The organism is Rhodococcus sp. OK519 (genome assembly GCF_003051005.1).
In the GTDB taxonomy this organism is placed as follows: domain Bacteria; phylum Actinomycetota; class Actinomycetes; order Mycobacteriales; family Mycobacteriaceae; genus Prescottella.
Window position 1 is genome coordinate 112055 of record NZ_QAOW01000003.1, and the last position, 13370, is coordinate 125424.

Genomic DNA, 13370 nt, shown 5'->3' on the forward strand with positions numbered 1-13370 from the left:
ATCAATTCGGCGTCATTTATGAATATTGCCGCGTTTATTCTTCATCCACCAAACAATGGCAATACTGTAATGCCAATGGATGTAATTCTCACGGAATGCACGGCAGTACATTTTCGGCGCGACGGGCGCGCCACCCCCGAAGGGAAGGCGCGGCCCGTCGAGCGGCAGCCGAATCAGCCGCGGCGAGCGGCTACCGCGGCGGCAAGACGATCGAGCGTCGCAGCGGTGGTGCTCCAGTCGATGCACGCGTCGGTGATGGACTGACCGTAAGTGAGCTCGTCGGCCTGGCCCAGCGTCAGGTCCTGGCGTCCGGCCTCGATGAAGCTCTCGAGCATGATGCCGACGACGCCCCGGTCGCCTGCCTCGATACGCTCCGCGATGTCGGTGACCACGTCGACCTGCTTGTTGTGATCCTTGCGGCTGTTGCCATGGCTCGCATCGACCACCACCCGCTCCGGCAGACCCGACTTGTGAAGGCGCGCAAGGGTATCCGCAACGGTCTCGGCGTCGTAGTTGGGGCCGTCGGTGCCGCCGCGCAGGATCACGTGGCAGTCCGGGTTGCCGACCGTGTGGATCAGCGCCGCCTGGCCCTCGAGGTCGGTTCCGGGGAACACGTGACTGGCCGCCGCGGCGCGGGTGCCGTCGACGGCCACCTGCACGTCGCCCTCGGTGGAGTTCTTGATGCCGACCGGCATCGACAGCGCGCTGCACAGCTGACGGTGCACCTGGCTGGCCGCGGTGCGCGCGCCGATCGCGCCGTAGGTGACCAGGTCGGCGATGTACTGCGGGATGATCGGGTCGAGGAACTCGCAGCCGACCGGCAGGCCGAGGCGGGAGATGTCGAGCAGCAGCTTGCGGCCCATCCGCAGTCCGGTGTTGATGTCGTACGTGCCGTCGAGGTGTGGGTCGTTGAGAAGACCCTTCCAGCCCAGCGTCGTACGCGGCTTCTCGAAGTAGACGCGCATGACGATCTGCAGGTCGTCACGCAGTTCCTCGGCCTTCGCGGCCAGACGGCGTGCGTAGTCCATGGCGGCCTCGGGATCGTGCACCGAGCACGGTCCGACCACGACGACCAGGCGGTCGTCGTCGCCGTTGAGGATGTCGACGGTGGCGGCACGGCCCGAACGCACGGTGGCAGCGGCCACCTCGTCGGGGGTGTGCTCGGCACGCACGACGGACGGCGCCACCAGCGGGCTGATGCTGACGGTGCGCTGATCGTCGAGGCGCTGATCGTTTGCAATAACGGTCATGGGGTTCGGTTTCCTGTTCTCAGGCCGACCCTCGAAGACTGTGAAGAATCCCAGCGAGCCGGTCTGTCATCCGGCTCGGGGGTGGATTGTCAGCGCGTGGTTACGCCGACCGACCCACCCGGGGCCGGCCTGCTAAACCAGAAATAGGTCGCTGACACGCCGCCCAGACTAACCGCTGGCGCGCTTTCGCGCATCAGCGACCCCCGGAACGAGACGACGATCACAGCCAGAGTCCGCCCAGCCCTTGACATACAACCAATCGGTTGTACGTTGAGATTGTGGGCGGAGACGACGAGGACCGGGCAGATGCCCTGTTCCACGCGCTCGCCGACCGCACCCGACGCGACATCATGCGCCGCGTACTGGCCGGGGAGCATTCAGTTTCCGCGCTCGCGGCGAGATACGACATGAGCTTCGCCGCAGTACAGAAACACGTCTCCGTGCTGGAGAACGCCGGACTGCTCACCAAGCGACGCAGCGGCCGGGAGCAGTTGGCCAGGGGCGACGTGGCCGCGGTGCGCGCGGTGGCGTCCATGCTCACCGAGTTGGAACAGGTGTGGCGCGGGCGCATCGCACGTATCGACGAACTCATCGCATTCGACTCGACCCAGGAGGACTGAGCAATGCCTGTCACCGACGTCAAGCAAGATCTCGACAACCTCACCCTGATCATCACCGCCGAGTTCGCGGCACCGGTGGAGCGGCTGTGGCAGGTCTACGCCGACCCGCGTCAGCTGGAGAAGGTCTGGGGGCCGCCTACGTACCCGGCGACGGTAGTGGACCACGAGCTTGTGCCGGGCGGACGCGTCACGTACTTCATGACCGGCCCGGACGGCGAGAAGTTCGCCGGGTACTGGGCGGTCTCGGCTGTCGACGAGCCGAGGAGCTTCGCGTTCGCCGACGGCTTCGCCGACGAGGATTTCAATCCGAATCCCGAACTGCCGGTGTCGAAGAACGTCTACGCCTTCACCGAGCACGACGGGGGTACGCGGGCCACGTACACGAGCACCTTCGAGTCCGCCGAGGCGCTGCAGACGGTGCTGGACATGGGCGTGATCGAAGGGGCCACGTCGGCGATCAACCAGATCGACGAGCTTCTCGCGTCCTGACCACGACGCGCACGGCGTCCCGGACCCGCGCGTCCGGATCGGCGGACAGCCTGTCGAGTTCGACCTCGTACCGTGCGCGGTCGAAGGTCTCGAGTCGGACGTCCGAGAGGACGAGCACCGCGTGGCGGCGCACTGCGGCCCACACGGATCCGAGGCCACCGAACGCAACCTCGATCTCGTCCGTGGCGAGCACACAGTAGCCACTGCCCGGAGACAGGCGTGCGCAGACCGGGTCGTGCAGCGCGGGGTGCGCAGTCAGCGCCTCCTCGAGCGGGGCGTAGTCCAGCAGAGTCGGCACCCCGACGTCGCGGAACGAGGTGTACGGCGCACTGAGCCCCCGGACAGCAACCTCCTCGGGCAGGCCGTCGATCCGGGCGATCACGACGCCCATCCGGCCCAGGCGAGCGAGTGCCGCAGCGGCCCACGCGCGGTCGGGTACCGGAAGCGACGGTTTCGCGACGACCGCCTCCAGCGCATCGACAACCCCGTTCGACGCGTCTCCGATCTCGCCGAGAAGCTTTGCCCACTGCCACTTCTCGCGAGCCCGTGACAGGCGACCCAGTACGGCGGGCACGGCCGCATCCCCGAGATCACGAAGCCAGGCGATCGCACGTTCGGCACCGGGTGGCGGGGAGACGGGCGCGTCGACGATCGCGACCAGTTCGGCGATGCGATTCGCCACTGGGAGATCGGTGAGCCGGTCGACAGCGGCCTGTTCCTCGTCCAGTTCGGGGAAGTGTCTGCGCAACTGAGCCTTCGACAGACTGAGAGGGATCAGTTCCCACGCCTCGTCCATCGCGACGGCGACGAAGTTGCGATGAACGATCCCCTCCTCGACGAGGATGCGCCGGGCACTGCGGCAGGCCTTGGCCGCGGCCCGTTCGAATCGACGATGGACGCGCTCCCAGGTCTTGTCGCCGCCCGCTGTCGCGGCCGCCGTGATCTCCGACGCGAGCGCGTCGTCGGCCTGGTCGGGATCGCATTGCCACGGCCAGTCGGCCGGACTCCATCGCAGTGCATCCTCACCGAAGTCGGCGGTTGCGACGGACGCGAGCGCCTTCTCGCCGGCCACGCCGATCATCGGCCATGCGATCGCCCCTCCGGACTCGGCGTAGAACTCGTGGAGCGCGGCGCCGTAGATCCGGTCGTCCGGGTGCTCGGCGCACATCCGCCGCACGCACTCGACGATCCGGTCCCGAAATGCCGCCTCCACCCGCACCCAGTCCACCCGCCCGACCCTAGGCCACGCGTTTCGAATCGGCGCCGGCGTTCACCCTCTGGTGAAACTGAAACCAATTCTATAAGTTGTGACGGGCGCCATAGACGACTTGCGGCGCGACACCGATCCGACGTCCACAGGAGTGCCCCTCGTGACCGAAGCGCCGATCTCGCTACTTCACGCCGATCTGAAGTCCCTGCTCGATTCGCGCACCAGCTGCCGTGCCTTCCTTCCGGATCCGGTCTCACGCGAGACGATCGAGCAGATCCTCGAACTGGCGCAGCAGACACCGTCGTGGTGCAACACCCAGCCGTGGCGCGTGTCGATCACGGAGGGCGAGGCAACCGAACGCTTCCGCAAGGGCCTGATGGAGCACGTTCTCTCGTCTCCGCACTCCCCCGATTTCCCGTTCCCTCGCGAGTACAAGGGCGTCCACCAGGAGCGCCGCAAGGAATGCGCGATGCAGCTGTACTCGAGCGTGGGAATCGCGGCGGGCGATCGTCAGGCGTCCTCCGCGCAGACGATGAAGAACTTCGACCTGTTCGGCGCTCCCCACGTCGCCGTCATCACCACCGACGAGGCCCTCGGCGTCTACGGCGCCGTCGACTGCGGGCTCTACGTCAACACCTTCCTCCTCGCCGCCCGCAGTCTGGGCGTGGCCACCGTCCCGCAGGCGGCGCTGGCGGGCAGTGCCGCATACCTGCGCAGCTTCTTCGATCTCCCGGAGGAGCGGCAGGTGGTGTGCACGATCTCGTTCGGATACGCCGACGAGTCGCACCCCGCGAACAACTTCCGCACCACGCGCGCCGACATCGCCGATGTCGCCGACTGGGTCTCCTGACGGACAGCACCCCTGACAAATGTCATGACAGGTTCGTGACGGAGGCGTGAGGGCCGGACGGCGGCAGCCGGGCAGATCGGGTCCATCGACCTGATTCTCGGTCTCTCACAGCCGAGTTCGGGCACTATCGAGGTGTTCGGAATGCCACCGCGTGTCGCGTCCCGTGGACGAAGTGCTCCGCCGCGCCGGCATCTTCGAGATCGCCGATCGGCAAGACCGGAGCCGAGAACCGCACCGAGGCGGTACGGATCGCGGAATCGAACGGCTGGCTCTAGAACGAACTCAACGGCCGGTCCGGCAGTTCGGCGAGCGAGCCGAGCGTGCCCATCTCGATCAGGTTGATGACGAAGGTGTCGTGGTCGAGCGGTAGTTCGCCCCCGCTGTCGCATGCGCGAGCCCGCGACGCCAGCGCCGACACGATGAAGTTGGTCGTCAACCGGATCCGTTCCTCGCGCAGCGCCTCACTCATTCCTGCCATCGACTGACGGACCACATCCTTCGCGACCGCACTGGCGGGCGAGTACTTGGCATCGGCGAGACCGCCGCGCCGGTCGTACACCTCGTCCATGATCTGCACGAAGTCCCGTCCACGCTCGTCGAGAAGCTTCTCCGCCAACGGAATCGTCATCGCGGCGATTGCGTCGCGCAGCGCCTCTCGTGACGGCTCACGCCCCGCACACAGGCGTTGGACGAGTTCGTCCATCCGGCTGCTGACGTCGGCCATGTGCCGCACGACGATCGCCTCGAGCAGCCCCTCACGGGAGCCGAAGTAGTAATGGACTGCCGAGTCGTTGCGCACCCCGGCGATCTCGTTGAGATCGCGGATCCGTGCTCGCGCAATCCCTTCGCGCGCGAACAGGTACTCGCCTGCCCGCAGCAGTCGCTCCTTCGCAGGAAGTTCCCCCACCATGGCTTGACAGCCTAACAAACATGATTAATGTGTTCCGCATCACTGTTAACGGTCGCCGTTAACAGTTTCTCTTCCACGGGTCGAAGCGCCTTTCCGGCGGCTCCGACCCGCGCTGGACACTGCCCGTTCACGACTCCCGAACCAGCACACGCGGAGGCACTTCCATGGCTGTACCCGACGGCATCGACGTCACCCACCCCTCGACGTTCGAGGACGGGATCCCGCACGATCTCTTCGCCGAACTGCGTCGCACGGCGCCGATCTGGTGGAACCCGCAGAGCCGGGATGTCGCCGGCTACGACGACGACGGGTTCTGGGTCGTCTCGACCCACGAACTGGTGCAGGAGGTGTCGCGGCGCAACGACGTCTTCTCGTCGTGGGAGAACACCGTGATGGTCCGCAACGCGGACGATGCGACACGCGAGCAGATCGAGGCGCAGCGCGCGACGATGCTCAACAAGGACGAACCCGAGCACACGGCCCTGCGGCGCATCATCACGCGCGGGTTCACGCCGCGGGCCGTCAACGGGCTGCGCTCGGCGCTGGCCGTGCGGGCCCAGGACATCGCCCGGACCGCGGCCACCCTGGGCCGGGGCAACTTCGTGGAGGAGGCCGCGTGCGAGCTGCCCCTGCAGGCGATTGCCGATCTTCTCGGTGTGCCGCAGGAGGATCGGCGCAAGCTCTTCGACTGGTCCAACCGAATGACCGGCCGGGACGACGACGCCTCCGCCGATCCGCTCGTCGCGGTCGGCGAGATCATGGGCTACGCGTACGCGATGGCGACCGAACGTCGCGAACGTCCCGCAGACGACATCGTGACGAAACTGGTTCAGGCGCAGGTGGACGACGGTGCGCTCACCCCCGAGGAGTTCGCGTACTTCGTCATCCTGCTGGTGGTGGCGGGCAGCGAGACCACGCGGAACTCGATCACCCACGGGCTGATGGCCTTCCACGACAACCCCGACCAGTGGGAATTGTACAAGCGTGAGCGGCCCGCGACCGCGGTCGACGAGATCATCCGCTGGGCCAGCCCCGTCCTGTCGTTCCAGCGGACCGCGATCTGCGACACCGAACTCGGTGGCCAGGCGGTGCGGAAGGGCGATCGCGTCGTGATGATGTACGCGTCCGCGAACTACGACGAGACCGTCTTCGACGAGCCCCGCCGCTTCGACATCACGCGATCCCCCAACCCCCATCTGGCGTTCGGCGGAACCGGGGCGCACTACTGTCTCGGGGCCAACCTCGCGCGCCTCGAGGTGGAGTTGATGTTCGACGCGATCGCCGATCATCTCCCCGACATCACGATCCTCGGGCCGCCCACCCGCATGCGTTCGGCGTGGCTCAACAGCATCACCGCGCTTCCGGTCGACTACGGGACGTGCCCGATCGCCCACTGACGGTGAACCACAACGGCAGAAGGCAGGCGATGACTACCCATTCAACCGTGCCGCGTGGCGTGAACACCGACGTCACCAAGACCGCAACCGACCTCACGGCGCTCCGGCAGAGCCTCGAACGCTGGATCCGGATCCGACTCGGCACATCGACCGCCCGCATCTCCGGCCTGCGCATGCCGTCGGAGTCCGGAATGTCGAGCATCTCGGTGCTGTTCACGGCCGAGTGGGACGAGGGCGGGGCGGCGCAGGGGGCCGACCTCGTCGCTCGTCTGACACCCGAGGCCAGCGCCCTCCCGGTCTTCCCGGGCTACGACCTCGAACGCCAGGCCGCCGTCATGCGGGCCGTCGCGACCCACAGTTCGGTGCCGGTGCCGCGCGTCCGGTGGATCGAACTGTCGCCCGACATCCTGGGGCAACCGTTCATCGTGATGGATCGCGTCGAGGGCGTGGTTCCGACCGACAATCCCCCGTACGTCTTCGGAGGTTGGCTGCAGGACGCGACGGAGGCCCAGCGGAACGTCCTGCAGCGCACCTCGGTCGAAGCCCTGGCCGGGATCCACTCGATCCCCGATCCCGGCTCCCTGCTGCCCGATCTCGCTCCGGGATCCCCACACGACGCGCTCCGGCGACACGTCGAATCCGAGCGCGCGTACTACGAATGGACCCGCAACGAAGGCGGCCTCCGGATCCCTCTGCTCGACCGAGGATTCGAGTGGCTCGACGACCACTGGCCGCGTTCGCCGTCGGCGTCCGTGCTGTGCTGGGGCGACTCGCGGATCGGCAACATCATGTACCGGGACTTCCGGCCGGCGGCCGTACTCGACTGGGAGATGGCGACACTCGCGCCACGCGAGCTGGACGTCGCGTGGTTCGTCTTCTTCCACCGAATGTTCCAGGACATGGCGCAGCAGTTCGGCCGGCCGGGACTGCCGGCCTTCGCACGCCGGTCGGACGTGGTCGAACTGTACGAGGCTTGTACCGGCGTCGTACTGCGCGACCTCGATTTCTACCTCGTGTACGCCGCTGTCCGGAACGGGATCATTTTCTCCCGCATCAAGCAGCGTTCCGTCCACTTCGGCGACACCCCGGCACCCGAGCATCCCGACGAATACATCCTGCATCACCGCATGCTCGGCCGCCTGCTCGACGGCGACTACGACTGGGAGGCCCTGTAAATCCCGACCCTCGGTGATCAAGCCGCTCCAACGATTCCGCAGTCTCCGAACGGAAGAAGATACGAATGAAACGATCGTCACTGGCCCGCGCCGGGATCGCACTGACCGCCCTGACCGCCGCGGCGGCGCTCCTGGTCGGGTGTGCGGGCGGCGGCACGAACTCGGCGACCGACGCCTCCGATGTCACGACGGGCCTCGTCGGCGAGCAGTCCGACGCGGGCGACCCGGTCTCGGGCGGCACGCTGTCGTACGCCACGTACAACGGGGTGGCCAGTCTGGATCCGGCCGACCGGCAGGACGGCGGCGCCACCGGTGGCAGCGAGATGGCGGCGATCTACGACCTGCTGATGCGCTACGACACCGCGACGAAGCAATTTCAGCCGCAGTTGGCGCAGTCGCTGACTCCCAACGGCGACAACACCGTCTGGACACTGAAGCTGCGTGACGGGGCCGAGTTCAGCGACGGCACCCCGGTGGATGCGTCGGCGGTGCAGTGGAGCATCAACCACTACCTGGAGAAGAAGGGCACCCACACCCAGGTGTGGAAGGTGTCGGTGGACAACGTGCAGTCCCCGGACCCGGCCACGGTGGTGTTCACCCTGAAGCAGCCGTGGAACGAGTTCCCGATCCTGTTCACCACCGGCCCCGGCATGATCGTCGCGCCGACGTCGATGGCATCCGGCAAGTTCGCCCCCGTCGGCGCCGGCCCGTTCACGGTCGAGAAGTTCGCGTCGCAGAACGAACTGGTGCTGGCGGCCAACCCGGGCTACTGGGACGGCAAGCCGAACCTCGACACGCTCCGTTTCCCTGCCATCGTCGGCGAGCAGGCCAAGCTCGACGCGCTGCACACCGGCGGCATCCAGGCCGCGTATCTGCGCGCCGCGGACGTCGTCAACAACGCACTCGAGGCGGGCGACGCCGGCTACGTCTACACCGTCAGCATGGGCAGCGTGCAGGCGCTGAACCAGCGGGAGGGCCGGGCGGCGTCGGATCCGCGAGTCCGCAAGGCCATCGTGTCGGCGCTGAATCCCCAGACCTTCACCGATCGCGGCGAGGGCGGCTTCGGCATGCCGGGCACGGACATGTTCCAGTCCTGGTCGCAGTGGCACGGTGACGTGTCCGGCCCCGGCTACGACCCGGAGGCGGCCAAGAAGCTCGTCGCCGAGGCCAAGGCCGACGGCTACGACGGCAAGCTCAAGTACGCCGGACTCAACGAACCCGGCGCACAGCGACGGGCGCTCGCGATCCAGTCGATGCTGCAGTCCGTCGGTTTCACCGTCGACATCGTCTACAACACCGGCATCAACGATCTGGTCAAGATGATGTACGCCCAGCACGACTTCGACCTGGGCGAGTCCGGCTTCAACGTTCTCGACGAGTCGCCGTTCATGCGCATGTACGGAAACCTCGCCGGCGCGTCGACGTCCAACGTCCTCGGCTACCAGAACCCGGAGATGGACGCGCTGCTCGGCAAGCTGCAGACCGCGGCCACCGACGACGAGCGCCGCCAGGTCCTCGAGGACATCCAGACTCTCGTGAACGAGACCAATCCGATGATGGTGCTGGGCGCGGGCAAGTACTTCATCCCGTGGAGCAAGGACGCACACGGCATCACCCCCAGCGCCGACGGCATCATGCTGTTCGGAAACGCTTGGCTCACTCCGGCTTCGGCGTCGTAAGGATCGTCTTCGCACCGTCGTCCGAGTCACGATCGGGCGGGCTCCACACCGGGGCCCGCCCGATTCGTGTTTTCGTGGGCCTATGCTGGAGGTGCAGCTGGTTCGCCGGGTGCGGTCGTGAGGAGCCCCGAAGACCGTCGCTCGGCGTCGAAGCATCCGTGGTCGCGAGACCGACGGATGTGAGAGGGAACCCGGTGGAAGTCCGGGACTGTCCCGCAGCGGTAAGTGGGAACGACCGCCGTCACACGCACTGGACCGACAGGTCTGGGAAGCGACGGCCAGTAGATTTCCGGCAGGTTTCGTTCCTGCCCGAGCGCCCACGAGTCCGAAGACCTGCCGACTGTGTCGGGCACGCCGTGCCCGACGGTCCACCGCCTCGAGGAAAAGGCGAGTAGATCGGCTCGGTACTTCGTGCTGCCCGCTGGCGGGCGCACCCCCAGGGCTCGTTCTGTTCTCGTCTGCCGGCGGTGACCATCCACGCTGTGAGCAACTGGAGAACACCGTGACATTCGCTTTCACCGCAACCGTTCTGGGGTCCCCCCGCATCGGGCCCCGCCGCGAACTGAAGAAGGCCGTCGAGTCCTACTGGGCCGGGAAGCTCGACGCCGACGCACTCGAGTCGGTCGGCAAGGACCTGCGTCGTCAGACCTGGGCCGAACTGGTCGACGCCGGATTCGATTCCGTCCCCGTCGGCACCTTCTCGTACTACGACCAGATGCTCGATACCGCGGTCATGCTCGGCGCACTGCCCGCGCGGGTCGCCGGCATCGACAACGAACTGGATCGCTACTTCGCGGCCGCCCGCGGCAACTCCGAGGTGACGCCCCTCGAGATGACGAAGTGGTTCGACACCAACTACCACTACCTGGTCCCCGAGATCACCCCCGCAACGACATTCACGCTGAACCCGGCGAAGGTGCTCGGCGAAGTCGCCGAGGCGAAGGCCCTCGGCGTCCCCGCGCGTCCCGTCGTGATCGGACCGGTCACCTTCCTGCTGCTCGCGAAGTTCGAGGGCGGCGCCCCGCTCGATCGCCTGGACGAGATCGTGCCGCTCTACGCGGATCTGCTCAGCCGTCTGGCCGACGCGGGCATCGAATGGGTGCAGATCGACGAGCCCGCACTCGTCGCCGACCGGACCGACGCCGAACTGGCCGCGACCCGCTCGGTCTACGACCGTCTCTCCGCGCTCGACCATCGTCCCGCGATCCTCGTCGCGTCGTACTTCGGTGACCTCGGACCGGCACTGCCGGCGCTCGTGGAGACGGGCGTCGAGGGCATTGCCGTCGACCTCGTCGCGGGATCGCTGGGTTCCGTCGTCGAGGTGCCGGGCATCGAGCGCAAGCATCTGGTCGCCGGTGTCGTCGACGGCCGCAACATCTGGCGCAGCGGGCTCGACGGATCGCTCGATGCCCTCGAAACCCTGCGGGAGCGTGCGGGTTCGGTGGCCGTGTCCACGTCCTGCTCGCTACTGCACGTGCCGTACAGCCTCGACGGCGAGGACGCGATCGACGGCGCATTGCGGTCGTGGCTGGCGTTCGGATCCGAGAAGATCCGCGAGGTCGCCACGCTCGCGACCGGACTGAGCTCGGGACGCGACGCGATCGCCCGCGAGCTGTCCGAGACACGCGCGGCGGCGGCGACCCGCGCCGCGGATCCGCGGCTGCACGACGATGCGATTCGCGACCGTCTCGCGGCACTGACGGAGGCTGACCGCAATCGACGTCCGGCGGCGGAGCGTCGCGTCGTGCAGGCAGCCGAGCTGCCGCTGCCGCAGCTGCCGACCACCACGATCGGGTCGTACCCGCAGACCACCGCGATCCGCGTGGCGCGCGCCGCGCTGCGCAAGGGCGAGATCGATCAGGCAGAGTACCAGCGCCGCATGCAGGGCGAGATCGCCGATGTGATTGCACTGCAAGAGAAGCTCGACCTGGATGTATTGGTTCACGGTGAGCCCGAGCGCAACGACATGGTGCAGTACTTCGCCGAGCAGCTCGACGGCTTCTTCGCGACCGCGAACGGCTGGGTGCAGTCGTACGGCAGCCGCTGCGTCCGTCCGCCGATCCTGTTCGGTGACGTGCGCCGCCCGAAGCCGATGACGGTCGAATGGTTCACGTACGCACAGTCGCTCACCGACAAGCCGGTCAAAGGGATGCTCACCGGCCCGGTGACGATCCTGGCGTGGTCGTTCGTTCGGGACGACCAGCCGCTCGCGGAGTCGGCCGACCAGGTCGCGCTGGCGATCCGCGACGAGACGGTCGACCTGGAGGCGTCCGGCGCGACGGTGATCCAGGTGGACGAGCCCGCGCTGCGCGAACTGCTGCCGCTGCGGGCCGCCGACCAGCGCGCCTACCTGGACTGGGCCGTCGGCGCGTTCCTGCTGTCGACGTCGGGCGTCGCCGACACGACCGCGATCCACACCCACCTCTGCTACTCGGAGTTCGGTGAGGTGATCGGGGCCATCGCGGGGCTGGACGCGGACGTCACGTCCATCGAGGCGGCCCGCTCACACATGGAGGTGCTCGACGACCTCAATGCCGTCGGTTTCGATCTGGGTGTCGGGCCGGGCGTCTACGACATCCACTCGCCGCGTGTGCCGTCCGTCGACGAGATCGCCGGGTCGCTGCGCGCCGCGTTGAAGGCCGTCCCCGCCGAGCGGCTGTGGGTGAATCCCGACTGCGGCCTCAAGACCCGCGGACCGGTCGAGGTCGAGGCGTCGCTACGCAACCTCGTCGAGGCCGCGCGAGTGGTGCGCGCGGAGATCTGATCGAACGATGGTGGGACCCCGGGTCGGGGTCCCACCACTCGATGACGGCTACTCCCCCGCCAGCCCGGCCCGGCGCCGGGTGGCCTCGGTGATCGCGGACCAGTCCTGGTCGGCCTGCCCGTGCGCGAGGGCGTCGAGGAACAGATCCTCGAGCACACTGCCGAAGGGCAGGCCGACATTCGCGTCGTGCGCCTGGGACAGGGCTAGTCGGACGTCCTTCAGCCCCAAGGGGAGCCGGAATCCGGCGGGCTCGTAGCGGCGCTGCGCGATCATGGCGCCGTAGCCCTCGTAGACGCCGCCCGGGAAGAGGCTGTCGTTCATGATCTCCATGAGCAACTCCGGCGAGCCGCCGACCTTCTCAGCCACCGTCGTCGCCTCGGCCATCGCCTGAATCGCATTGGCGATCAAATAGTTTCCCAGAATCTTGACGACATTGGCCTGCTTGGGGTCGTCGCCGATCCGCCATGTGCGACGTCCGATCACGTCGAGCATCGGTGTCACTCCGTCGACCGCGCCCGGATCCCCCGCCGCGAGCACGGTGAGGTTCCCGGCCTCGGCCACCTCGGCCCGCCCGAACACGGGCGCGGCCACGTAGAAGATGCCCTTGTCACTCAGCCGCGACTCCGCCTCGGCAGACATACCGGGGCTGACCGTGGCCAGATTGACGTGGACCGAACCGGGTTTGGCAACCTGCAGCGACGGCGCGGACAGCACCGAATCCGCGAACGCGTGATCGTCCGCCAGCGAACTGAACACGACGGACTTGTGCAGCACCTCCGCCAGATCGGACGCCTCGGACGCCCCGTAATCGACGACACTCGCGGCTTTGCCCGGACTGCGATTCCACACCGTCACGTCGTAGTCGGCACGTGCGAGGTTGCGCGCCATGGGGCGCCCCATCGTGCCCATGCCCAGAAATCCGATGTCCACGCCCGACTCCTCGCGATCGATTGGATGCGGTCACGGCTCGATCCACTCTAACCCCGAATCCGTTCCCGGGCCGGGGGTCTACCGGGTGCAATGGGA

At 67.4% G+C, this 13370-nt stretch carries 11 protein-coding genes and 1 riboswitch; of the genes, 7 read left to right on the forward strand and 4 right to left on the reverse strand.

All coding sequences use genetic code 11. From position 1 onward, the window contains the following. Positions 1-173: 173 nt before the first annotated feature. The gene (locus tag C8K36_RS10575) at positions 174-1250 is read right to left on the reverse strand and encodes a 3-deoxy-7-phosphoheptulonate synthase (protein ID WP_107984452.1); all 1077 of its coding nucleotides are present in this window, start codon (positions 1248-1250) and stop codon (positions 174-176) included. Positions 1251-1528: 278 nt separating this feature from the next. On the opposite strand from C8K36_RS10575, the gene C8K36_RS10580 reads away from it, so the two are divergent. Both C8K36_RS10580 and C8K36_RS10585 read left to right on the forward strand, forming a co-directional pair. Then, on the forward strand, positions 1529-1870 hold the full coding sequence (locus tag C8K36_RS10580; protein WP_107984453.1) for an ArsR/SmtB family transcription factor: 342 nt from the start codon (positions 1529-1531) through the stop codon (positions 1868-1870). A 3-nt stretch (positions 1871-1873) separates the two neighbouring features. Then, positions 1874-2359 carry an SRPBCC family protein gene (locus C8K36_RS10585; protein WP_107984454.1) on the forward strand — a complete coding sequence of 162 codons (486 nt, stop codon included), beginning with the start codon at positions 1874-1876 and terminating at the stop codon, positions 2357-2359. Here C8K36_RS10585 and C8K36_RS10590 read toward each other — a convergent pair. After that, positions 2328-3587, reverse strand: coding sequence for a DUF4303 domain-containing protein (locus tag C8K36_RS10590; RefSeq protein WP_219910006.1), 1260 nt, complete (start codon positions 3585-3587; stop codon positions 2328-2330). The genes C8K36_RS10585 and C8K36_RS10590 overlap by 32 nt on opposite strands. A 142-nt stretch (positions 3588-3729) precedes the next feature. Here C8K36_RS10590 and C8K36_RS10595 point away from each other — a divergent pair, with 142 nt between their 5' ends. Beyond that, entirely contained in the window at positions 3730-4419 is a 690-nt protein-coding gene (locus C8K36_RS10595) for a nitroreductase (RefSeq protein ID WP_107984785.1), read from the forward strand. Between the two features lie 271 nt (positions 4420-4690). On the opposite strand, the gene C8K36_RS10600 is transcribed toward C8K36_RS10595, so the two are convergent. Continuing rightward, a complete protein-coding gene (locus C8K36_RS10600) occupies positions 4691-5329 on the reverse strand; it encodes a TetR/AcrR family transcriptional regulator (protein ID WP_258195372.1) in 639 nt (212 codons plus the stop codon). Between the two features lie 164 nt (positions 5330-5493). Between C8K36_RS10600 and C8K36_RS10605 the strand changes: the two genes are divergently transcribed. The 4 genes from C8K36_RS10605 (at position 5494) to metE (ending at position 12344) form a co-directional block, all read left to right on the forward strand. Further along, a complete protein-coding gene (locus tag C8K36_RS10605; protein WP_107984455.1) occupies positions 5494-6726 on the forward strand; it encodes a cytochrome P450 in 1233 nt (410 codons plus the stop codon). 29 nt (positions 6727-6755) lie between these two features. Next, the gene (locus C8K36_RS10610) at positions 6756-7901 is read left to right on the forward strand and encodes a phosphotransferase family protein (protein WP_107984787.1); all 1146 of its coding nucleotides are present in this window, start codon (positions 6756-6758) and stop codon (positions 7899-7901) included. Between the two features lie 65 nt (positions 7902-7966). Then, a complete protein-coding gene (locus C8K36_RS10615) occupies positions 7967-9580 on the forward strand; it encodes an ABC transporter substrate-binding protein (RefSeq protein ID WP_107984456.1) in 1614 nt (537 codons plus the stop codon). A gap of 133 nt (positions 9581-9713) precedes the next feature. After that, positions 9714-9933, forward strand: a riboswitch (cobalamin riboswitch). Positions 9934-10082: 149 nt separating this feature from the next. Further along, positions 10083-12344 (forward strand): 5-methyltetrahydropteroyltriglutamate--homocysteine S-methyltransferase, encoded by a 2262-nt coding sequence (metE, locus tag C8K36_RS10620; RefSeq protein WP_181319505.1) that lies wholly within the window; start codon positions 10083-10085, stop codon positions 12342-12344. Positions 12345-12392: 48 nt separating this feature from the next. Here the strand turns inward: metE and C8K36_RS10625 are convergent, their stop codons facing one another. Continuing rightward, the gene (locus C8K36_RS10625) at positions 12393-13274 is read right to left on the reverse strand and encodes an NAD(P)-dependent oxidoreductase (protein ID WP_107984457.1); all 882 of its coding nucleotides are present in this window, start codon (positions 13272-13274) and stop codon (positions 12393-12395) included. Positions 13275-13370 lie beyond the last annotated feature (96 nt).

Coding starts and splice junctions, on each gene's coding strand:
- C8K36_RS10575 (WP_107984452.1), bottom strand. CDS start 1,250: ATGACCGTTATTGCAAACGATCAGCGCCTCGACGATCAGCGCACCGTC.
- C8K36_RS10585 (WP_107984454.1), top strand. CDS start 1,874: ATGCCTGTCACCGACGTCAAGCAAGATCTCGACAACCTCACCCTGATC.
- C8K36_RS10600 (WP_258195372.1), bottom strand. CDS start 5,329: ATGGTGGGGGAACTTCCTGCGAAGGAGCGACTGCTGCGGGCAGGCGAG.
- C8K36_RS10605 (WP_107984455.1), top strand. CDS start 5,494: ATGGCTGTACCCGACGGCATCGACGTCACCCACCCCTCGACGTTCGAG.
- C8K36_RS10610 (WP_107984787.1), top strand. CDS start 6,756: ATGACTACCCATTCAACCGTGCCGCGTGGCGTGAACACCGACGTCACC.
- C8K36_RS10615 (WP_107984456.1), top strand. CDS start 7,967: ATGAAACGATCGTCACTGGCCCGCGCCGGGATCGCACTGACCGCCCTG.